Source organism: Bradyrhizobium sp. WSM4874 (assembly GCF_055811835.1).
Genome location: NZ_JBVVPR010000005.1, coordinates 241607 through 263814 on the forward strand (window position 1 = coordinate 241607; position 22208 = coordinate 263814).

Annotated in this window: 18 protein-coding genes and 1 tRNA gene; 12 read left to right on the forward strand and 7 right to left on the reverse strand. The window is 63.9% G+C overall.

The window, feature by feature from the left end:
• Positions 1–51 precede the first annotated feature (51 nt).
• On the reverse strand, positions 52–1308 hold the full coding sequence (locus AC0L3P_RS07860; protein ID WP_473301498.1) for an efflux RND transporter periplasmic adaptor subunit: 1257 nt from the start codon (positions 1306–1308) through the stop codon (positions 52–54).
• A 201-nt stretch (positions 1309–1509) separates the two neighbouring features.
• Between AC0L3P_RS07860 and AC0L3P_RS07865 the strand changes: the two genes are divergently transcribed.
• Positions 1510–2115: a TetR/AcrR family transcriptional regulator gene (locus AC0L3P_RS07865; protein ID WP_354204193.1), complete on the forward strand. Its 606-nt coding sequence runs from the start codon at positions 1510–1512 to the stop codon at positions 2113–2115.
• Between the two features lie 21 nt (positions 2116–2136).
• On the opposite strand, the gene AC0L3P_RS07870 is transcribed toward AC0L3P_RS07865, so the two are convergent.
• Positions 2137–3627, reverse strand: coding sequence for an amidase (locus AC0L3P_RS07870; protein WP_473301499.1), 1491 nt, complete (start codon positions 3625–3627; stop codon positions 2137–2139).
• A gap of 265 nt (positions 3628–3892) precedes the next feature.
• Here AC0L3P_RS07870 and rnz point away from each other — a divergent pair, with 265 nt between their 5' ends.
• Positions 3893–4795 (forward strand): ribonuclease Z, encoded by a 903-nt coding sequence (gene rnz, locus AC0L3P_RS07875; RefSeq protein ID WP_473301500.1) that lies wholly within the window; start codon positions 3893–3895, stop codon positions 4793–4795.
• 60 nt (positions 4796–4855) lie between these two features.
• On the opposite strand, the gene AC0L3P_RS07880 is transcribed toward rnz, so the two are convergent.
• Positions 4856–4929, reverse strand: a tRNA-Gln gene (locus AC0L3P_RS07880).
• Positions 4930–5227: 298 nt separating this feature from the next.
• Here AC0L3P_RS07880 and AC0L3P_RS07885 point away from each other — a divergent pair.
• The 7 genes from AC0L3P_RS07885 to AC0L3P_RS07915 all read left to right on the forward strand — a co-directional run bounded on the left by AC0L3P_RS07885 (position 5228) and on the right by AC0L3P_RS07915 (position 10962).
• On the forward strand, positions 5228–5590 hold the full coding sequence (locus AC0L3P_RS07885) for a DUF1428 domain-containing protein (RefSeq protein WP_473301501.1): 363 nt from the start codon (positions 5228–5230) through the stop codon (positions 5588–5590).
• Positions 5591–5736: 146 nt separating this feature from the next.
• On the forward strand, positions 5737–6990 hold the full coding sequence (locus tag AC0L3P_RS07890) for an ABC transporter substrate-binding protein (RefSeq protein ID WP_473301502.1): 1254 nt from the start codon (positions 5737–5739) through the stop codon (positions 6988–6990).
• A 65-nt stretch (positions 6991–7055) separates the two neighbouring features.
• On the forward strand, positions 7056–7919 hold the full coding sequence (locus tag AC0L3P_RS07895; protein WP_007608999.1) for a branched-chain amino acid ABC transporter permease: 864 nt from the start codon (positions 7056–7058) through the stop codon (positions 7917–7919).
• Between the two features lie 27 nt (positions 7920–7946).
• Entirely contained in the window at positions 7947–8918 is a 972-nt protein-coding gene (locus tag AC0L3P_RS07900; protein WP_063992810.1) for a branched-chain amino acid ABC transporter permease, read from the forward strand.
• Positions 8908–9675 (forward strand): ABC transporter ATP-binding protein, encoded by a 768-nt coding sequence (locus AC0L3P_RS07905; protein ID WP_275167356.1) that lies wholly within the window; start codon positions 8908–8910, stop codon positions 9673–9675. The genes AC0L3P_RS07900 and AC0L3P_RS07905 overlap by 11 nt, the downstream gene beginning before the upstream one ends.
• Positions 9672–10391 (forward strand): ABC transporter ATP-binding protein, encoded by a 720-nt coding sequence (locus AC0L3P_RS07910; RefSeq protein ID WP_473301503.1) that lies wholly within the window; start codon positions 9672–9674, stop codon positions 10389–10391. The genes AC0L3P_RS07905 and AC0L3P_RS07910 overlap by 4 nt, the downstream gene beginning before the upstream one ends.
• Positions 10392–10476: 85 nt before the next feature.
• Positions 10477–10962, forward strand: coding sequence for a hypothetical protein (locus AC0L3P_RS07915; protein WP_473301504.1), 486 nt, complete (start codon positions 10477–10479; stop codon positions 10960–10962).
• Here the strand turns inward: AC0L3P_RS07915 and AC0L3P_RS07920 are convergent.
• Positions 10957–11625, reverse strand: coding sequence for a TetR/AcrR family transcriptional regulator (locus tag AC0L3P_RS07920; RefSeq protein WP_473301505.1), 669 nt, complete (start codon positions 11623–11625; stop codon positions 10957–10959). The genes AC0L3P_RS07915 and AC0L3P_RS07920 overlap by 6 nt on opposite strands.
• A gap of 107 nt (positions 11626–11732) precedes the next feature.
• On the opposite strand from AC0L3P_RS07920, the gene AC0L3P_RS07925 reads away from it, so the two are divergent.
• Positions 11733–14015, forward strand: a complete 2283-nt coding sequence (locus AC0L3P_RS07925; protein WP_473301507.1) for an arylsulfatase — start codon at positions 11733–11735, stop codon at positions 14013–14015.
• Between the two features lie 13 nt (positions 14016–14028).
• Here the strand turns inward: AC0L3P_RS07925 and AC0L3P_RS07930 are convergent, their stop codons facing one another.
• From AC0L3P_RS07930 to AC0L3P_RS07940, 3 genes are all read right to left on the reverse strand, one after another.
• Positions 14029–14601, reverse strand: coding sequence for an invasion associated locus B family protein (locus AC0L3P_RS07930; protein WP_473301508.1), 573 nt, complete (start codon positions 14599–14601; stop codon positions 14029–14031).
• Between the two features lie 66 nt (positions 14602–14667).
• A complete protein-coding gene (locus AC0L3P_RS07935) occupies positions 14668–17814 on the reverse strand; it encodes an efflux RND transporter permease subunit (RefSeq protein WP_473301509.1) in 3147 nt (1048 codons plus the stop codon).
• On the reverse strand, positions 17811–18983 hold the full coding sequence (locus tag AC0L3P_RS07940) for an efflux RND transporter periplasmic adaptor subunit (RefSeq protein WP_473301510.1): 1173 nt from the start codon (positions 18981–18983) through the stop codon (positions 17811–17813). Before AC0L3P_RS07940 ends, AC0L3P_RS07935 begins: the two co-directional genes overlap by 4 nt.
• A 376-nt stretch (positions 18984–19359) precedes the next feature.
• Between AC0L3P_RS07940 and AC0L3P_RS07945 the strand changes: the two genes are divergently transcribed.
• Positions 19360–19599: a hypothetical protein gene (locus AC0L3P_RS07945; protein ID WP_275167347.1), complete on the forward strand. Its 240-nt coding sequence runs from the start codon at positions 19360–19362 to the stop codon at positions 19597–19599.
• 218 nt (positions 19600–19817) lie between these two features.
• Positions 19818–22208 carry a TonB-dependent receptor gene (locus tag AC0L3P_RS07950; protein WP_473301511.1) on the forward strand — a complete coding sequence of 797 codons (2391 nt, stop codon included), beginning with the start codon at positions 19818–19820 and terminating at the stop codon, positions 22206–22208.

Genomic DNA, 22208 nt, shown 5'->3' on the forward strand with positions numbered 1-22208 from the left:
ATTTCCACATTCCGGCTCGTGCTGCCCGCGCGGTCCGGCATGGCGGAGACGCTAACGCTGCACGACGTCCTGATTGCTGTGGTTGGATGCCTGCTGCGGCCCGCGCGCGCCCATTGCCGCGATCTCCGTCTTGAGCAGGGCACCCGGGCGCACGCGCTGGAGGCCGTTGACGATGATGCGGTCGCCGGTCTTCAGCCCCGCCGTCACGATACGCAACCCGTCGACCGAACCGCCGAGCGTGATCGGCCGATAGACCGCACGGCTGTCGTCGCCGACTGCCATCACGTACTTCTTGTCCTGATCGGTTCCGATCGCGCGCTCGTCGATCATGACCAGCGACTGCTGCTTGGGCTGGCCCATGCGCACACGGGCGAACTGGCCGGGAATGAGACGCCCGTCCTCGTTATCGAACACCGCGCGGACACGGATGGTGCCGCTCTGGCCGTTGACCTGGTTGTCGATGAGCTGGATGTGGCCCTTTGCCGAGAGGCCGCCGGAGGTCGCCATCGCGACCGGAATCTGATCGAGATTGCCGCGCTTGCCGGAGACCTCGGAAATCGAGTTCAACGCCCGCACCACCAGCTCTTCATCCGCATCGAATGACGCATAGATCGGGTTGACCGAGACCAGCGAAGTCAGCACCGGAGAGGCGGTGCCGGCGGCGACGAGATTGCCGACGGTGATTTCGATCTTGCCAACGCGGCCGTCCACGGGCGCACGCACCTCGGTGTAATCGAGATTGAGCTTTGCGGTCTGGAGCGTCGCCTCGGCCGCCTTCACGTTGGCGATGGCCTCGCGGTTGGCGTTGTCGCGCTGGTCGTAGTCGCGCCGTGTGACCACGGCGTTGCCGACCAGTTGCGCGCCGCGCTCGAGCTCATTCTGCGTGAACACGACGCGCGCTTTCGCAGCTTCGAGCTGGGCCGCGGCCTTGTCGACCTCGGCCACGTAGGGCGCCGGGTCGATCTTGAACAGGACGTCGCCGGCCTTCACCAGCGCGCCTTCGGTGAAGTTGGTCGCAAGGATCGCACCCGCGACGCGCGGACGAAGCTCGACGCGGTTGATGGCTTCCAGCCGGCCGGAGAAGTCGTCCCACAGCACGGTCTGCTTTGGTTCGATCAGCGCGACCGTGACAGGGACGGCTTGCTCGGCCGCGGCGGCCGTCGCGGTCGCCTGGGCGGCTCGAAAGTAGTGGCCGGTCGCGACTGTGCCGACCACGGCGAGGGCGCCCACGATGGCCACGCCGCCAAGGAGGCGGCGGAAACGGCCGGTGCGGCGAGCATTTTGGGCAGTATTTTGGGAGGGATGCATTTGCGCGTTCCATATATGTAGTGTTCACTACAGATGTGGAGCTGGATACCGCAGCGCAAGATACTTATGTACCATTCACTAAGAAAATTGTAGCCCCTTACCGCAAGAGTTGGCAAGCGGAAGAGAAAATAAAGCGAGAACAAATAGATAGGATCAGGCGTTAGGCTGAGGGACGACGTCGGTTTCGAGGAGAACAGGTACATGGGCATGGGACGCCCCCGCGAATTCGACGCCGAAGCGGCGTTGGACCAGGCGATGGAAGTGTTTTGGCGCCATGGCTATGAGGGTGCCACGATCGCTCAGTTGACCGAGGCCATGGGGATCAATCCGCCCAGCCTCTATGCCTGTTTCGGCAACAAGGAAGGGCTACTGAAGGCCGCGCTCGACCGCTATACCAAACTGCGCAACGTCTGGATGGACGAGGTGGTGGCCGCGCCCACGGCCCGCGACGTCGCCGAGCGGATGCTGATGGGCATCGCCGACAAGCAAACCGATCCGGCCAACCCGCCCGGCTGCCTGCTCGTGCAGGGCGGCATTGCGTGCGGCACCGGATCAGAGAGCGTCCCTTTTGAACTCGCCGCCCGCCGCGCCGAGAACGAAGATCAGCTCCGCGATCGCTTCATTCGCGCAAAGGCCGAAGGCGATCTCAAGGAGAGCGCCGATCCCGCGTCACTCGCACGCTATGTCTCAGCGGTATCCGTCGGTATGGGCGTGATGGCGTCTTCGGGCTCCGACCGCGAAGCGTTGCAGCAGGTCGCGAGTGTCGCCGTGCAGGCGGTCGAAGCGCAGTCGGCCAACAGAACTTAATCGCCCTCGATCAGCTCGCCATTACTTGGCAGCCAGCGACGGCGGCGGGACGAAGCCGCCGAACTCGCGTTCCATCAGTCCGGCGAGCGCAATCGTGGTGCGGTCCTCGAGATAAGGCCCGATGATCTGGACGCCAATTGGCAGGCCCGATGGCGTGCGCTCGATCGGAACGGCGGTCGCAGGCAATCCGCAGGTCGAAGCGGGGTCTGCCCAGATGAAGCACGCATCGGCATAGGGATAGAGCTGTCCATCAATATCCAGTTGCCGCGCGTCGAACGGCTCGGACTGGTCCTGTGGAAAGGCCGGCACGGCGGCGGCCGGGTAGATCACTGCGTCGAAGTTGCGGAATAGCTCCTGCCATCGTTGCTGCAGCTGCAGGCGCGCCGCATCGGTCGCCAGCCATTCACGATGGACCATCGCCCAGCCCCGCGCGCGCTCGGCCTGCAGGCTGCGGTCGTCGGACGAGAGTGCGGCGGCAACTCCTTGCGCCTCTGCGAGCGCGGCCGGTGTCAGGCGTGGACTTCGCGCCGCGTTCAGCAGCTTCATGTAGAGCCGCGCGGATTCGGCGAGATCGGGCAGCGCCGCACTCGAGCGTGCGACCCGCGCACCTGATCGTTCGAGCCGTTCCGCCAACCGCCCGATGGCGGAACGCACGGCATTGCCTGTCGGCATCAACGGATGCGTATCGATCACGAGGATCCTGAAATCCCTGAGCTGGTCGTGTCGCGGGGCCGGCAACGCGAGACGATAGCCGACCCCGTCGCGTGTCTCGTCTGGGCCGGCGATCACGTCCAGGGCGAGTGCAAGATCCGAGGCGGTGCGCGTCATCGGCCCGACGACGGCCAGATCGCCCTGGCCAGGCACGGGCGGCGCCGGCGGCAGGCTGTATCCGCGCAGCGGGACCAGGCCGAGGCTCGGCTTGTGTCCGAACACACCGCAGAAATGCGCGGGCACCCGGATCGAGCCCCCGATATCCGAGCCGATCGAGAGCGGACCGAACCCCGCGGCCAGCGCCGCGCCCGATCCGCCTGAGGAGCCGCCGGGCGATCGGCCGAGATCCCACGGATTGTTTGTCGTTCCGTAGATCTCATTGTAGCTCTGAAAATCCCGCAGACCGATCGGGATGTTGGTCTTGCCGATGATGACAGCGCCCGCCGCCTTCAACCGCGAGACGACAAGGGCGTCCTCCGCCGGTTGGAAATCCCTGAAATGCGGAAAGCCCCATGTCGTCGGCAGGCCGGCGACGTTGAACGGTTCTTTCAACGTCACGGGGATGCCGAGCAATGGCTGCCGCTCGTCGCGGCCAAGCGCGGCATCGGCGGCGCGCGCGGCGTCTCTTGCGCGATCGAAATCGCGAACGATGACGGCATTGATCCGCCCGTCCAGCGCCTCGATGCGCGCGATCGTATGCTCGATCAACTCCGACGCAGAAAGCTTGCGCGCGTGCAGGGCGCTCAGCAATGTGCTGATCGAGCCGTAGTCCCAGTCAGTGGCGGTCAATCCGGGCGGCATCACGATCTCCATTGTCTTGCATCGCCGCGTCGATGTCGCTCGGCTGCAAATCGATCCGAGTATCGAGCATGCAATTTGGCAGATGGGATGAGGAGGTCGCGCAACGGGAACCAGATCTGTCCGCCGGTCGGGGGCCGAAGGCGGCGGCTGGCCGCCAGATCGCGGGATACGCACTTCTTGCCGCACTCTATGCGGGATCGATGGGCTCTGTACGCGCTGCTGCTCACGTGGCATTGGGGGCGGTGAAGCTTGGACACTGACGAGCATGTTCGCCCTGACATTCCTTGGGACTTCGGCCAGCGTTCCATCGGCGGAGCGCAACCATCCGGCTCTCCTGGTTGTGGCAGCGGGCAAGCGCGTCCTCATCGATTGCGGCGAGGGCACGCAGCGCCAGTTGCTGCGCAGCGGCGCGGGCTTTCGGCGGCTTGACCGCATTCTGCTGACGCATGCCCATCTCGATCATGTGCTCGGCATCCCCGGTCTCTTCTCGACGCTGGGGTTGCGCCAGCAATCGGACGTGATGACCATCCATGGAGGGCAGGGTACGCTCGACATCGTCATCCGCATGCTTGCCGGCCTGTGGGGCGCAGGCAGGGCGCCGATCCCTGTGGAGTTCGCGCCGCTGATCGAAGGACTGGTTATCGACGCCGGCGACTTCACCGTCGATTGCTTTCCGGTCCGCCACCGCGACACCGACAGCTTTGGTTTTTGCTTCCAGAGTCCCGCACGTCGCCATCTTGAGCGGGAGCGTCTCGCCGAACTCGGCGTTCCCGATGGGCCGCTGCGCGGAGAATTGGCTGCGGGGCGACCAGTCGTGATCGCCGGCCGCACGATCGATCCGGAAGACGTGCTGGGGCCGCCGAGCGGCGGCAGGAAGCTCGTGGTGATCGGCGACACCGAAACCACGGACGGGCTGTGCAAACGTGTGGCAGACGCCGATCTGCTGGTGATCGAGGCGACCTTCCTCGATCGCGACGCCGCGACGGCACGGGACTATGGCCATTTCACCGCGTGCGAGGCGGCTTCATTTGCCGCCGCGAACAACGTCGGGCAACTTGTGCTAAATCACATGTCGGGGCGCTATCGGGACGAAGAGATTCTGGCCGAAGCGACGATGATTTTTCCAAACACGCGAATTGCCGCCGACTTCGATCGCATCCTGATTTAGCGGTACCGCTCAACGAGAGCGCAACCTCTGACGGTCTGATTGTGAGCTGGTTACCCGGAGTGGCTGGGGAACTAGGATTCGAACCTAGACAAACAGAGTCAGAGTCTGTTGTGCTACCGTTACACCATTCCCCAACGGAATAGCCGAACAAATTCAATGACTTGTTGATTTGTCCGGCTGTGGCCGATGGCGCTGTCGCGCAAATCACGGCTCAGGCGTGGAGGGTTTCTACCCGCTCGGCTGTGGGCTGGCAAGCGCTGCGACGCAGGGGTGTTTTGCGGTCCACTTGGGACGTGCGGGCCGTGGGATCGCAGGCTCCGGCGGCGGGCCACGGCGGCGCGCGACCGTTTGCCTCATCCGAAAATCACGTTTCCTGGTCGGATCGTCAGGCGCCGCATCGTCCTTCGGACACACAACCCAAGGAGATCCGTGATGCCCTATGTCGATGGTTTCGTGCTGGCCGTGCCGAAGGACCAAATCGAGGCCTACAAGGCGCTGGCGCAATCGGCCTGCGCGATCTGGATGGAGCACGGCGCGCTCGACTATGTCGAATGCATCGGCGACGACGTGCCCTATGGCGAGCTCACCTCGTTTCCGCGCGCGGTGATGGCGAAGGAGGACGAGATCGTGGTGTTCTCCTGGATCGTCTATCGCGACCGGGAGACCCGCGATACCGTCAACAAGAAGGTGATGTCGGACCCGCGGCTGAAGTTGGACGGCATGCCGTTCGACGGCAAGCGCATGATCTATGGCGGCTTCACGACGCTGCTGAGGGCGAGCGATCCCGTGGGGTGAGGGCGCTGAGTGGCAAGCCGTTTCACTTGCCGGTACAGGGCCAGCATGCCATCCTCTCATCGCCAGGCATAAACAAACGGAAGCGGGCGCTTAGCCGAGCTTCCAAAAAATCCTGGTTGGGGAAACCCCTTGGGAGGTCTGATTTCATGAGATTGAAGCACGTCACCGGGCTGCTTTGCGCGGCTGCGATGTCCCTTGCGCTCGCTTCAGCCGCGCAGGCCCAGGACAAGGTCGTCAAGATCGGCGCGATCCTGCCGATGTCCGGCGGCACCGCCTCGATCGGCGCTCACGCCAAGGCGGCGCTCGAGGTCGCCATGGACATCATCAACAACGCTCATCCCGAGCTCGGGACTCTGCCGCTGGCCAAGAACGCAGGCCTTGCGGGCCTCGGCGGTGCCAAGATCGAGATCGTGTTCGCCGACAACCAGGGCAACCCCGCGACAGGCCAGAACCAGGCGCTGCGCCTGATCACGGAAGAAAAGGTGGCCGCCGTGTTCGGCTCCTATCAGTCCGGTGTCACGCTGACCTCGAGCGCGATCGCCGAGAAATACGGCATTCCCTTCCTGAACTCCGAGTCGGTCGCCGCCAATCTCACCGAGCGCGGCTTCAAATGGTTCTTCCGCACCACGCCGATCGCCACCGACTTCGCCAAGGCCTATGTCGATTTCCTCGCCGACATCAAGGCGCAAGGCGCCAAGACCGATGCAATCGCGCTGGTTCACGACAACACCGAATACGGCACCTCGGTCGCCAACACGATCAGCGCCGCCTTCAAGGAGAAGGGCCAGGCCATCGCAGTTGACGTTGCCTATCCCGTCAACGCGACCGATGTGCAGGGCCAGGTGCTCCAGCTCAAGGACAAAAAGCCCGACGTGATCATCATGATCAGCTACACGTCGGATGCAATCCTGTTCGCCAAGACCATGCAGTCGCTCGACTACAAGCCGGCCGTGCTGCTCGCCGACGACGCCGGCTATTCCGATCCCTCCTTCATCAAGGCGGTCGGCAAGATATCGCAAGGCGTCTTCAACCGTTCGTCATGGTCGGTGGGGCCGGCCGGCTCACCGTCGGCCATCATCGCCGACATGTACAAGAAGAAGAGCGGCGAGGAGATGGACGACACCGTCGGCCGTCAGATGCAGGGCTTCTTCGTGCTGGCTGACGCGATCGACCGCGCCGGCTCGACCGACCCGGCAAAGATCCAGGCCGCGCTGAAGGCGACCGACCTGAAGCCCGAGCAATTGATGATGGGCTACAAGGGCGTGAAGTTCGACGACAAGGGCCAGAATATTCTCGCCTCCGGGCTCATCATCCAGCTTCAGGACGGCGAGAACTACACCGCGGTGTGGCCGAAGGCCAATGCCGCGAAGGCGCCGGTGCTGCCCTACAAGGGCTGGTGAGATTTGAAGGCGGGGCTGCGCGCCCCGCCATTCCCGAAATGATTTGATCAGAGCAACGCTGGCTCATGTCCTTTGTACTGGTGCAGGTGATCGTCGGCGGGCTTCTGCTTGGCGCTGTCTATGCCCTGTTTTCATCTGGCCTCACGCTGGTGTGGGGCATGATGAACATCGTCAATTTCGCGCATGGCGATTTCGTCATGCTCGGCATGTACGTGGCCTACGTCGTCTACACGCTCATGGGGGGAGGGCCGATCCTCGGCGCGCCGCTGGCGACGCTGGTGCTCGCGACCGTCGGCGTCGTGGTCTATTTCACCCTGATCCGCGACATCATGAAGGGACCCATGCTGGCGCAGATTCTCGGTACATTCGGGCTTGCGCTATTGCTGCGCTATTCCGTGTTCTGGTGGTTCGGCGCCAACTTCCTGTCGATGCCTCCGAACATCGTGGGTGGCACTTACGCGTTTGCCGGTCTGCGCATCGAGGCCTCGCGGCTGCTTGCCGGGGTGGTCGCGCTGCTCGTCACGCTCGGGCTGCATCTGCTGCTGACGCGGACTTCGCTCGGCTCGAAGATGCTGGCGGTGGCGGAGGATCAAACAGCGGCGCAACTGATGGGCATCCGTCCCGACACCATGCAGGCGATCGCCTGGGCGATTGCGGCCGGCGCCACCGGGCTCGCCGGCGCGCTGATTGCAAACTTCTTCTACATCGTGCCGACCGTCGGCGAGACGCTCGGCATCGTCGCCTTCGTCACGGTGTCGCTCGGCGGTTTTGGCAGTGTGCCGGGCGCCCTTGTCGCAGGCCTGCTGATCGGCGTGATCGAGTCCCTGTCGGGCTATCTGATCGGAGCGATCTACAAGGACATCGTCGTCTATGTCCTGTTCCTGCTCTTCCTCTGGTTCCGGCCACAGGGCTTGATGGGGAAGATGTGATGAGCAAGACCTGATGAGAAAGATGTGATGCGGCGCTTGATCTGGCTCTCGGTCGTCGCAGCGATTGCGATCGCCTATCCGCTGCTGCTGTCCTCGCCGTTCCAGCAGCGCCTGGGCGCGCTGGTGCTGCTTTATGCGATTGCGGCGTCCGCGTGGAATATCGTCGGCGGCTATGCCGGCCAGGTCTCGGTCGGCCACGTCGTGTTCTTCGGCTGCGGTGCTTATGCCGCGATGGGATCCTACGCAAAGTTCGGCCTGTCGCCCCTGTTCGGCATCCCTGGCGGGATCGTGCTCGCCGTGGGCCTGGCCGCGATCATCGGCGTGCCGACGCTGCGGCTGTCCGGTCATTATTTCAGCATGGCGACCATCGCGGTCGCCGAGACGATGCGGCTGATCGTGACCAACACCGATTGGCTCGGTGCCGCGGTCGGGCTCTCCGGGCCGACCGTGCCGCGCAACATCTTCGATCTCTCGTTTCTGTCGTCGCTGCCGTATTATTATCTCTTCCTCGCAATCCTCGCGATCACGCTGTTGATCACCTGGTGGATGACCAACAGCCGCATGGGATTTTACCTGCGTGCGATCAAGGATTCCGAGCGCGCGGCGCGCTCGCTCGGCGCCCCCGCCAGCCGCACCAAGCTCTACGCCTACATGCTGAGCGCAGCGCTGACGAGCGTCGCCGGCGCGCTCTATGCCATGATGTTCGGCTTCGTCGATCCCGAGTCCGGATTCGGCATCCTGATTTCGGTGAAGATCCTGATCATGGCGGCGCTGGGCGGGGCAGGGCTGCTGTTCGGGCCACTCGTCGGTGCCGCGATCCTGGTGCCGCTGGAAGAGATTTCCAACAGCTGGCTCGGCGGCAAGGGCGCCGGGCTCACCTTCGTGCTCTATGGCGCGATCATCGTCGTGATCGCGCGTTTCCAACCGGGTGGCTTGCTCAGCCTGTTCACGCGGCGCAGTAAGCCGACCAAGGACACCGGAGCTGGCCATGCTCCTTGAGGCACGCGAAATTACGAAGGCGTTCGGCAGCTTCAAGGCGGTGGACGACGCCTCCGTGACTTTGGAGCAGGGCGACATCCTCGGCCTGATCGGCCCGAACGGCGCGGGCAAGTCTACGTTCTTCAATTGCCTGACTGGCGATCTCAAGACCACTTCAGGCCGCGTCCTGTTCGAGGGCCGTGACATCACCGACTTCACGCCGGAGCTGCGCGCTGGGCTTGGGCTCGCCCGTACCTTCCAGGTGCCGCAGACCTTTGAGGGCATGACGGTGCTGGAGAACGTCATGATCGGCGCGTTCCTGCGCACCTCGCATCGCAAGGACGCCGAGACCAGGGCGCGGGCGGTGCTCGAGCGCGTCGGCATGATCAGGCTTGCGGATGCGCCGGCGCGTTCCCTCGGCACGCCCGGTCGCAAGCGGCTGGAGATCGCGCGGGCGCTGGCGACCGAGCCGAAGGTGCTTCTGCTCGACGAAGCCATGGCCGGCCTCAACGCCCATGAGGTGAGGCTCGCCATCGACCTCGTGCGCGACATTCATCGTTCCGGCATCACGCTCGTGATCGTCGAGCACATCATGGAAGTGATCATGTCGCTCGCCAGCCGCGTGATGGTGTTCCACCAAGGCAAGGAGATCGCCCGCGGCTCGCCGCGCGAGGTCACCTCCAACCCGGCGGTGATCGAGGCCTATCTCGGCAAGCGCGCAGCCAAGGCGGCCGCCGGCCACACGCCGGTCGAGCTGATGGGCGGGCCGGACCTATGAGCGGGCCGTTGCTGCGGATCGAGCACCTCGAGGTGCGCTACGGCGATCTCATCGGCGTGTCCGACGTCTCGCTGGAGGTTCCCGAAGGCAGCGTCGTCGCTCTGCTCGGCTCCAATGGCGGCGGCAAGACTACGACGCTGAACGCGATCGCCGGCCTCATTCCCGTGCATTCCGGATCGATCCACTTTCGCGGCGAGGACATCGCCGGCGAAAGGGCGTTTGCGATCGTGCGCAATGGGCTGGCGCTGTCGCCGGAAGGCTGGCGGCTGTTCGTGCAGCAGAGCGTCGAGAACAATTTGATGCTCGGCGCAACGCCCCTGCACGACAAGTCGCGCCAGGCCACGCTGCTCGAACGCGTCTATGAGATCTTTCCGCGTCTGAAGGAGCGCCGCAACCAGCGCGCCGGCACCATGTCCGGCGGCGAGCGGCAGATGCTCGCGGTCGGTCGCGCGCTGATGAGCGATCCGAAGCTGTTGATGCTGGATGAACCCTCGCTCGGTCTCGCGCCAGCGGTGGTCGAATCCATGTACGAGACCTTCGGCCGCCTGCATCGCGAGGGTCTGACCATCCTGCTTGCCGAACAGTCGATCGAGCTCGCACTCGAGGTCTCGGATTTCGCCACGGTGCTCCAGGTCGGCAAGAGCGTGTTGTCAGGCACGGCGGCGGCGCTCGCGGAGGACCCGCAGGTCCAGAAGGCTTATCTCGGCGTGGACTGATCGACGTCCGCTCGCGGTAACCGCGGCGATGTCAGCGCATGATGTTATGCTTTCGCTGTTTGCGAGACTGCCGGGAGATTGGATCGTGTTCTCAGACGGGCTTGGATTCGATGTTGGGGTCGCCCGACAACTTTTGAAAGAAGGCGGGGACGGCGAAGGCGCCGCCTATCTGGAGGCGTTCATCGCGAAAGGCTCTGTCATGGCCATGATCGAGATGGCTGAATATCTGGATGATAAGGGCGATCAGCCTGCCAGCCTGGCGTTGATGGCGCGAGCCGAGGCATCGATCGCCGACGACGATTGCGAGTCTTGGCTCTATCTCGCCGGGGCCTTGCGACGGGGGCTAGGGGCAGGGACGGCCCAGGAGCGGTACTTCAGGTCCTTCAATCTGAAGGAGCGGGTGGCCGAGTCCGGCCATTTGCTGGCCATTCAAGAAATGATCGCCAACTATTTTCACGGCCTTAACGGCGCCCCGAAAGACAGCGAGCGGGCTATCTACTGGGTAAGAAAGGCCGAGGCGATCCGGGTCGAGAAGGCGAAACAGATCCTTCGCGACGAAGGATTGTCATAGCTCCGCCTGAAGCAGCAGCAACAGGCAGCCGGCCAGCCGGGTCTCCATCTCTTTCGACGAAAGCGACAGCGGGCCGGGATCGTTGAGGATGGCGTTCACCAGCGTACCAAGGACGATTTGGAAGCCGAAGGCGATGGTGCGGGTCTTGGCGGCCTTGCGTCCCTTGCCCATGGCCGGCAGCAGGAGAGGGGTGGCGCCCATCATGGTGGCTTTCGCCAGCGCCTTGAACGCTGTCCATTTGTCCGGGCGGCTGTCGTCATGCTGGAGCGCGGCGCGCAGCACGCCCTCGTGGTTGCGCATCCAGGCGATGATGCCTTTGACAACGATTTGGCAGAGCTCGCCGAGGCCCGTCTCGGGCGACGGCTGCCTGATCTCGCCCAGCCGGTGCTCGCCGTCGCGCGCGGCCAGCGCCATCAACGCGTTGAAATAGGCCTCCTTGCTCTCGAAGCGGCTGTAGAAGGCGCCAACGGTGGCGCCGACCTCGGTGCAGAGTGCTTCGATCGAGAGCTCGGCGAGGCTGCGCGTCCGCAGCATCTCGGCGCCCGCGCGCAGCAGCGCCAGCGTCGTCTCCCGGCTGCGCTTCTGGCGCGACGGGGCGACGCCGGGCAGGTCGAAATCGCGAACCCCGGGGTCTTCCGAACGTGGCTGCTTCCGTGCTTGCATCGCGGCTAAATGATAATCATAATTATCGTTATAATTAGGTGGGGACGAGCTGCGGGTCAACCGTGGCCGTCGGCGGCCACCCAGGCCGGCCGAACAGGGAGGATCAGATGAGCGCAGGCAGCGACACGCCGTTTCGCGGCACCGTCGGCGAGACGGTTGCGGACTCAAAACCCTGGTGGCCGGATTCACCAAGGCCGCCCGAGGGCGCGCCGAACATCCTGGTGGTGCTATTCGACGACGTCGGCTTCTCCGATTTCGGCTGCTACGGCTCGGCGATCAGGACGCCGACCATCGACCGGCTCGCCGCCGAAGGCTTGCGCTATTCCGGCTTCCATACCACAGCGATGTGCTCGACGACGCGGGCTGCGCTGGGGCGCAACCATCACTCGGTCGGCGTCGGGTGCCTTGCCAATTTCGATTCCGGGTATCCAGGCTACCGCGGCAAGATCGCGCGCGAGGCGGGGACGCTCGCCGAGATGCTGCGCACCCACGGCTATCGCAACTACATGGTCGGCAAATGGCATGTGACGCCGCTCACCGAGAGCGGCGCCACCGGCCCGTTCGACGGCTGGCCGCTCGGCCGCGGCTTCGATCGCTTCTACGGCTTTCTCGACGCCGAGACCGACCAGTACGCGCCGGAGCTCGTCTCCGACAACACGCATATCGATCCTCCGGGCACCTATGCCGACGGCTATCATCTGACCGAGGATCTGATCGACCAGTCGATCCGCTTCATCGGAGATCACGTCGCCGATCGTCCTGACGTCCCGTGGCTGACCTGGGTCGCGCTGGGGGCCTGCCACGCGCCGCACCAGGCACCGATGGATATCATCAGGAGCTACGACGCCTCGTTCGCGCACGGCTGGGACGTCGAACGCGAGCAGCGGCTCTCGCGTCAGAAGGCGATGGGATTGGTGCCTGAGGGCACGCGGATACCGGCGCGCAACGACGGCGTGAAGGCCTGGGAAGATCATTCGGCCGACGAGCGTCGCGTCTTCACGCGCCTGCAGGCGGCTTTTGCCGGAATGCTCGACCATTCCGATCGTCATCTCGCACGCCTCGTCTCATTTCAGGATAAGGCCGACATCCGCGACAACACCATGATCATCGTGATGTCCGACAATGGCGCGAGCCAGGAGGGCGGGCCGCTCGGCTTCGTCAACGCGATGGGCCCATTCAATTTCAAGCCGGAGCCGATCGCGGAGAAGCTGAGCCGTATCGACGACATCGGCGGGCCGGACACCCACAGCAATTTTCCGCATGGCTGGGCGATGGCTTCGAACACGCCGCTGCGCCGCTACAAGCAGAATACCCATGGCGGTGGCATCCGTGATCCCTTCGTCATCAACTGGCCGAAGAAGATCGCGGGCACGGGCGAGCTGCGGCACCAGTTCGTGCACGCCTGCGACCTCACGCCGACGCTGCTGGAGCTGATCGGCATCGAGGCGCCCACGACGATCGCTGGCTGCCGGCAGATGCCGCTGGAAGGCGAGAGCTTCGCGCGCTCGATCATGGATGCGTCTGCTCCTTCAAAGATCTCGCCGCAATATTTCGAGATGTTCGGCCATCGCGGCCTCTGGCAGGCGGGGTGGAAGGCGGTCGCCTTCCATCCATCGGGCACGCCCTTCGAGAGCGACAAATGGGAGCTGTTCCATCTCGATGAGGATTTCTCTGAGACCGACGATCTCGCGGCGAAAGAGCCGGAGCGGCTTGGCCGGATGATCGCGACATGGTGGGACGAAGCCGAGAAGCACAAGGTGTTGCCGCTCGATGACCGGTTCGGCCCGCGCTTTGCGGAGAATGCCGCGCGCTTCCATGGTGCTCGCCATCATTTCGTCTTCCATGCCGGCATGGGCCATGTGCCGACCGACGTTGCGCCCGACGTACGCAGCCGCAGCTATACGATTGAGGCGCACGTCGAGGTCGACGGGCAGGGCGCGAACGGTGTGCTGATCTCGCATGGCGATGCGACATCCGGCTACAGCCTTTACGTCAAGGACGGTCATCTCGTGCACGACCTCAACATCGGCGGCAGTCACCAGATCATCCGCTCGGACCGCAAGGTGCCGTCGGGCGCGCGGCGGCTGGGCGTGCATGTCGAGCGTCTCGTGCGCAAGGAGCCGCCGGCGAAGGGCTCGCGCACTGGCATCACCGACTACACGCTACTGATTGATGGTGAGAAGGCGGGGTCGCTGCAGACCCAGCTTGGCTTCCACACGCTGATCTCGTGGTCCGGCCTCGACATCGGCCGCGACCGCGGCAGTCCGGTCTCGCATTACGAGGCGCCGTTCCAATTCACCGGACGGCTCTCGCACGTCAGCGTCACCATGCACAACGACCAGAAGCTCGACGGCGATGCCGTCGGCAACGCGCAGATGGCGCGACAGTGAACGCGGGAAAGAGCTACTTGATCTTGTCGTAGGCTGCCGCGAAATCGCCGAGCGGCATCGGGATCGCGATCGTTTCCTTGGCCATGTTCTGGAAGGAGACCTTGAGCTGCTTGCCCGACCGCAAGGTCGCAAGCAGGTCCGGTGCGATCGGCGTCGAAGCGTAGCAGCCGCGGTTCTCGCAGGTCTGGATCTGGAGATCGACCGTCTTGCCGTCGTCGACCTGGAGCTTGGCGCCGATGGGAAGGTTGAGGCCGAGCGGCAATTGCAGCAGCGCCACCGGTGTGCGGGTGTCGGGCGCGATGCGGATGTTGATCAGGACGATGGTCTGCCCGGTCTTGGTCAGCACCGCGTTCTGCTCCATCGCGCATTCGAGCGGTGCGTCACGGCTGACGCTGGTGCAGCGCACGATCCAGCCGGGCGGCTGCGCCGGAGCGCCGTCAGCCTGCGGCTGCGTCGGAGCCGGTGCGGGCTGTGCCGCCGGGGCAGAGGGAGCCGCGTTCTTCTTGGCGCTTTGCTGGCCATGCGCGGCACCCGCCGACAACAGGACGGCGGCGACAAGGGCGACAAGTCTGGATTGCATGGGCATGGCAAAACCGCGTTGACGTGAACCGAGGGCCTCGCTGTAACGTCGTGAGGCGCGCGGTGCAAGCTGCTACTCGGCAGCTTCCTTAACGGTGCCGTGCTCGACCGTCTCGTCACCTTCGCCGTCACCCTTACGGCCCCAGCCCGAGAACCAGTTGTTGAGCTCGTCGAGATAGAGATAGACGACCGGAGTGGTGAAAAGCGTCAGCGCCTGGCTGACGATCAGACCGCCGACCATGGCGTAGCCGAGCGGCTGGCGAATTTCGGCGCCCGTGCCGTGGCCGAGCATCAGCGGCACGCCGCCGAGCAGGGCAGCCATCGTCGTCATCATGATCGGACGGAAGCGCAATAGCGCTGCCTGCCGGATCGATTCCGCCGGCGTCTTGTGCTCATCGCGCTCCGCGGCGATGGCGAAGTCCACCATCATGATGCCGTTCTTCTTCACGATGCCGATCAGCAGAATGACTCCGATCAAAGCAATCAGGCTGAACTCGAAGCCGGCCGCCATCAGGATTGCGAGTGCGCCGACGCCGGCCGAGGGCAGGGTCGACAGAATCGTGATCGGATGGATGTAGCTCTCGTAGAGGATGCCGAGGATCAGATAGACCACGACCAGCGCGGCGAGAATGAGGAGCGGCACAGTGCCGAGCGACTGCTGGAACGCCTGTGCCGTGCCCTGGAAACTCGAATTGAGCGTCGGCGGCGCGCCGAGATCGGCCATCGCCTTTTGCACGGCCTCGGTGGCCTGGCCGAGCGCGACGCCCTGGGCGAGGTTGAAGCTGATCGTGATCGCCGGGAACTGGCCCTGGTGGCTGATCGAGAGCGGGCGGACCGGATCGGTGCTCCAGGTCGCGAAGGTCGACAGCGGCACCTGGTCACCGGTCAGCGGAGATTTCAGGTAGAGCTTGTTCAGGCTCTCGAGGCTGCCCTGCATCTCCGGCAGGATCTCGAGGATCACCTTGTAGGTGTTGAGCTGGGTGAAATACTGCGTGACCTGGCGCTGGCCGAAGGCGTCGTACAACGTGTCGTCGATCAGCTGCGGCTGGATTCCGTAACGCGCTGCGGTATCGCGATTGATTTTGAGCTGAACCGTGGTGCCCTGGGTCTGCTGGTCGGTCGCGACGTCGCGCAGTTGCGGCAACGTCTGCATCCTGGCGAGGATCTTCGGCGCCCAGTCGTTGAGCTCGGCGAGATCGGCGTCCTGCAGGGTGAACTCGAACTGCGTGCGCGTTGGCCTGCCGCCGAGCCGGACGTCCTGCGCCGCCTGCATGTAGAGGCGGGCGCCGGACACCTTCTCGAGCTTGGGACGCAGCCGCGCGATGATCTGCTGCGCGGAGGCATTGCGGACGCTGCGCGGCTTCAGCGTGATGAACATGTTGCCGTTGTTGCCGGCGCGGCCGCTGCCGCCGATGTTCATCGCGATCGTTGCGACGTCGGGATCGTCCATCACGATCTTGCCGAGCTCGACCTGGCGGCGCTGCATCTCCGCGAACGAGATGTCCTGGGAGGCTTCGGAGGTCGCGGTGATCAGGCCGACGTCCTGCTGCGGGAAGAACCCTTTCGGGATCAGGACGAACAGATAGATCGACAGGGCAAGGGTCGCGAAGAAGATCGCGAGCGTCGTTCGGCGCCAGGCCAGGGCATGGTCGAGCACCCATTCGTAGCCGCGCAGCATCGCATCAAAACCGCGCTCGCTCCATTGATAGAACTTGCCGTGGGTGACTTCGCCATGCGCGCGCAGGAAGCGCGAGGCCATCATCGGCGTCAGGGTCAGCGACACGAACATCGAGACGAAGATCGTCATCGCCAGCACGACGGCGAATTCGCGGAACAGGCGTCCGATGATGCCGCCCATCAGCAGCAGCGGAATTAGCACTGCGACCAGCGAGATGCTGATCGAGACGATGGTGAAGCCGATTTCCTTGGAGCCCTTGAAGGCGGCCGCCATCGGCGATTCGCCTTCCTCGATGTAGCGCGTGATGTTCTCGAGCATCACGATGGCGTCGTCGACGACGAATCCGACCGCGATGGTGAGAGCCATCAGGGACAGATTGTCGAGCGAATAGCCGACGACCCACATCAAGGCGCAAGCGCCCAGCAGCGCCAGCGGCACCGTGATGGTGGGTATGACGGTCGCCCAGAAACTGCGCAGGAAAATGAAGATGACCATGACCACCAGCGCAATGGTCAGCAGCAGCGTGAACTGGACGTCCTCGACCGCGGCGCGGATCGTCGTGGTGCGGTCGCTGATGAGCTCGATCTTGATCGCGGGCGGGATCGCTGCGACGAGGCGAGGCAGGGTGGCCTTGATCCGGTCGACGGTCTCGATGACGTTGGCGCCCGGCTGCTTGAATATCACCAGGAACACGCCGCGCTTGCCGTTGGCCCAGGCCGCCTGCTTGGCGTCCTCGGCGCCGCTGACCGCTTGGCCGACATCGCGGATTCGCAAGGGACCGCCATTGCGGTAAGCGATGATGACGTCGTTCCAGTCCTTGGCCTGGGTCAGCTGGTCGTTGGCGTAGATCGTGTAGGCGCGTTTCGGGCCGTCGATGTTGCCCTTGGGGCTGTCGACCGTGGTGATCGCGATCTGGCTGCGCACGTCCTCCATCGACAGGCCCTTGGCGACGAGTTTCGCCGGGTCGATCTGGATGCGGATAGACGGTTTCTGCTGGCCGCCGATGAAGACCTGGGCGACGCCGGAGAGCTGGCTGATCTGCTGGGCGAGCTGGGCGTCGACCGCGTCGCTGACGCTGGTCAGCGGCAACGTGTCGGAGGTCGCCGACAACAGCAGGATCGGAGCGTCGGCCGGGTTGACCTTGCGGTAGGTCGGTGGCGAGGGCAGGTTCTTCGGTAGCTGACCGCTCGCGGCGTTGATGGCGCCCTGCACGTCGTTGGCGGCGCCGTCGATGCTGCGGTTGAGGTCGAACTGGATGGTGATCGACGCGGTGCCCAGATAGCTCGTCGAAGTCATCTGGGCGATGCCCGGGATCTGGGCGAATTGCCGTTCGAGCGGCTGGGCCACCGACGAGGCCATGGTCTCCGGGCTGCCGCCCGGCAGATTGGCGGTGATCTGGATGGTCGGGAAGTCCACCTGCGGCAGCGGCGCGACCGGCAGCAGGGGATAGGCGACGAGACCGACGAAGAGAATGCCGGCCATCAGCAGCGATGTGCCGATGGGATAACGGATGAAAGGTGCCGAAATCCCGCCCGCGTTCATTCCTGTCGAACCTTGTTCTGGGCCGGATCCGTACTCGCCACGGCCGTCGAGACGAGGCTTCCCGGCTGAACCTTGAATTGGCCGCCGGTGATCACCTGCTGCCCGGGCGTCAGCCCTTCGTCGACGACCGAACGTCCGTCGATGGCGTAGCTGACCTTGATCTTGTGCAGTTCGGCCTTGTTGTCCTGATTGACCGTATAGGCGTAGAGGCCGTTGGTGGAATGCTGGACCGCGTCATCCGGGACAACGGTCGCATCCTTGAGGGTGCGCACCAGCAGGCGTGTCGACACCGACTGCCCAGGCCACAGCGCGTGGTCCTTGTTGTCGAACACCGCCTTGAGTCGGATCGTGCCGCTGCTGGCGTCGACCTGGTTGTTGATGACCGCGAGCTTGCCCTCGGCCAGCGTCTTCTTGCCGTCGGTGGTGAAGGCGATCACCCTGAGCGCGCCAGCCTTCTGGCCCTCGCTGATATAGGGCAGCTGATCTTCGGGCGCGGTAAAGATCACCGAGATCGGCTCGACCTGCGAGATTGTAACGATGCCGGTCTGCGTCGAGGAATTGACGATGTTGCCGATGTCGACCTGGCGCAGGCCCGCGACGCCAGTGATCGGCGCCTTGACCTGGGTGTAGTCGAGCTGGGTCTGCGCGTTGGAGATCGCGGCATCGTCGGCGGCGATCTGCGCGGTGAGCTGGGCGACCGTCGAGCGCTGGGTATCGACCCGCTGGGCGGTGGCGAATTCGCCGAGCTTCATGGCGCGCTGGAGCTCGAGATTGGCATTGGCCAGATTTGCCTCGTCCTGCGCCTTCTTGGCCTTGGCCTGGTCGAGCGTGGCCCGATAGGGGCGGGGATCGATCGAGGCGAGGAGCTCGCCCTCCTTGACGATCTGGCCTTCGGTGAAGGCGATCTTGTCGATCTGGCCATCCACCCTGGTCCGGACTTGGACGGTGTTGAAGCCCGCAACCGTGCCGAGACCGGTCAGGTAAACCGGAAAGTCCACCTTCTGGACCGGCGAAACGCTCACGGGGACGGCGGGCGGGCGCGGCGGCCCCTTCTGTGCGGTCTGGATTTTTCCGGCCTCGGGCGCGCCGAATTTCTGCCAACCATAGTAACCTGCGGAGGCCACGGCCGCGATGATCAGAATCCAGAGGATCGGCCGGGACTTTTTCATATCGTCTCGTGTCGGCTCTTGTGCCCTAAACTACGAATTATGAGGCAATCATAGGGTTCCAGCGCGCTTGTATAATACACGCCAAGTTCCTGTGTAAACAGCACTATCCGTTGAGAATCCTAAACAATTGGAAAGCTTTGCACCGCTTGAGCAGCTCCGTGTCACTACGGTGTGCAGTGCTGGATTGTCCCGTTAGGAACGATCAGCGTGCAAACTTTGTGCAATGCTCGAAAGCGGTGTGCTCCGCACCGAGCGGCGCCGCGCATGGGCCGCAAGGCGAGGGCTCGCAAGAACGGTTCTAAATCGTGCGGAGGCCGTTTCGGTTGTCAGGAAAACTGGCATCGGTCATATCGGCGCGCCACAACGGGAGCGCAGCATGGACGAACTGAACGGCAAGCTGATCGCGTGTCAGATCCTGATCACGGGATTGATCGCACGCGTCGCCAACGAGCAGCGCGATCCCTTGCGCTTTCTCACCGACTTCCGCGACGAGATCAGAGCCGTCGTCAACGGCGTCAACATCGCCGGCATGGACAACAGCGATCGCGTGCGCGCGGTGGCGCAGAAGACCGTCGATGAATTGTTCTCGCTGATGAAGCCGCCAAGCAGCGATTGACGATGCGCGCGCGACCGCCGAAACTCGCGCTCTCTTTAGAACGACTCCAATCTTGTTTTAGAACGATTTCAAACTGTAGTTTAGAATCGTTTTGATCTGGACTTATTCAAGCGTTCTCGCGGCTTGCTCGCATTGACCCGCTATTTTGCCGCCGATACCAACACACCAATCGTTCATCGAAGTGAATGGGCGAACAGGAATATGGGGCGTGTTTGGTAATGGGGCAGGTGGTCGCACCGAAGTCGTTGCGTTCGGTCGCAGCATTCGATGAAAAGTTCACGAGCGTTTCCGGCAAGAAGGTCTCCGCTGTCGCGGGCCTGATCGCGGCAGCATCGGTGTCGAGCGGCGCGGAAGCGCAGCAGTCGAATCTGCCGCCGGTGACGGTCGATGCTCCGGTCGCGCGTCCGCGCCCGGTGGCTTCGAAGCCGACGGCGGACCAGGTCCGCGCGCGCAATGCGCTTCGCCGCGCCGCGCAGCGGCAGCAGCCCGCGCAGCAGACGGCTCCTACCGTTCCGGCCGGCGAAGCCGACCGTAATCCGTATTCCGATCCGGCAGCGCCCTACAAGGTCGACCACGTCCAGGCCTCCGGCAAGTTTCCCGAAAAGATGCTGAACACGCCGAAGAGCATCACCGTGCTCAGCAAGGAAGTGCTCGAGGACAAGAACGCCACGACGCTGAAGGAGATCGGACGCTCCACCGCCGGCGTGACGCTGGGGTCGGGCGAGGGCGGCAACGCCTTCGGTGACCGCTTCTTCATCCGCGGCTTCGACGCGCGCAACGACGTCTTCATCGACGGTATCCGCGATCCCGCGGTCTCGATCCGCGAGAACTTCTTCACCGAGCAGATCGAGATTCTGCGCGGCCCGGCCTCGTCCTACGCCGGCCGCGGCACCGCTGGCGGCGCCATCAACATCGTCACCAAGCAGGCGGGCGACGTCAATTTCAAGCGGATGGATACCGAGTTCGGCACCGACCGGACCAAGCGGGTTACGCTCGACGTCAACCAGGTTATCGATCCCACCTTCTCGGTGCGCGTTGGCGGCCTGTTCCAGGACGCCAACGTCGCCGGCCGCAACTACATCACCGACGATCGCTGGGGTTCGTTCATCTCGACCAAGTACACCCCGACCAACGACATCAAGATCACGACGAACTACGTCCACACCGACCTCAGCGGCTACCCGGATTTCGGCGTGCCCTTTTACAGGCAGGGCAACGTGCCGGTGACGTCGGCGGGCATTCCGCGCGGAAGCTGGTACGGCTTCCTCAACCGCGACTTCCAGACGGCGCGGCAGGATTTCGGCACCGGCACGATCGAGTACAAGGTCAACGACGCCATTACGCTGACCAGCAAGGTGCGCGGCGAGCACTCGGTGCTGAACTATATCGGCACGCTGCCGCAGAACCCGAACACGACCAGCCCCAATCCGCTACTCTGGACCACGACGGCGAGCGCGCAGAGCCGCTTGCAGAACGTGGACGTGTGGGCCAACCAGAACGAAGCCACGTTCAAGCTCGACACCGGCGGGGTCAAGCACACCACGGTGTTCGGCGTTGAGTATGCGAACGAGAACATCTCGATCGACCGCTATGCGGGCCTCGCGTCGGAGCTGTCCGGTTCCGCCTTCACGAGCAACGGCGCGGTGACGGGGGTCAATCTCTATTCTCCGCAATTCACCAACATCCCCTTCAGCATTCCGGGGATCGTCGGAAATCCGACGCGATATGGCGTCAACACCACCAGCGTGTATGCCATGGACACCGCGAACTGGCAGGACACGATCATCGTCAACGGCGGCGTGCGCTACGACGGCTACAGCCAGAGCTCGTCGACCAACGCGGCCTATCTGAAGCAGAACGCCGATCTTGTGAATTACAACGCCGGCCTGGTTTACAAGCCGATGTCGATCGGCAGCGTCTATGCGGCCTACGCCACCTCGGCCAATCCGTTCGGGTCGGAGCTTGATGCGACCGCGACCGACTACGGTGGTGTTCCGCCCAACACGGCCGTTTTGCTCGGACCCGAGCGTAACAAGGCGATCGAACTCGGCACCAAATGGGAGCTCGCCGACCGTCACCTGCTGGTGACCGGTGCGCTGTTTCAGACGACCAAGGACAATGCGCGCGAGACCGTCAACAGCGTGCTGACTTCGGGGGCCGCCTACAGGATCCAGGGCATCGACATCGAGGCCGAGGGCAAGCTCACCGACCGCTGGAGCATTTTTGGCGGCCTGGTGCTGATGCAGTCGAAGGTCACGCAGAGCGGCGTTGCGTCGAATCTGGGTCTGCAGCTTGCCAACATTGCCCACCAGTCGTTCAGCATGCTGACCAAGTACAAGTTCGACGGAGGCTGGGAACTCGGCGGGCAGGCGGTGTACCGCTCGAAGGTCTATGGCGGCACGTTCGCGGCCAACACCAACGAGCTGCCGAGCTATTGGCGTTTCGACGCGTTCATCGAGAAGAAGATCGACCAGAACTGGACCATGAAGTTCTACGCTCAGAACCTGACGAACAAGCTCTATTACGACTCGTTCTATCGCAGTGCCGTGCCCTTCGTAGCGGTCGCGCCGGGGCGGGCGTTCTACCTCGTGACGACGGCGAAGTTCTGA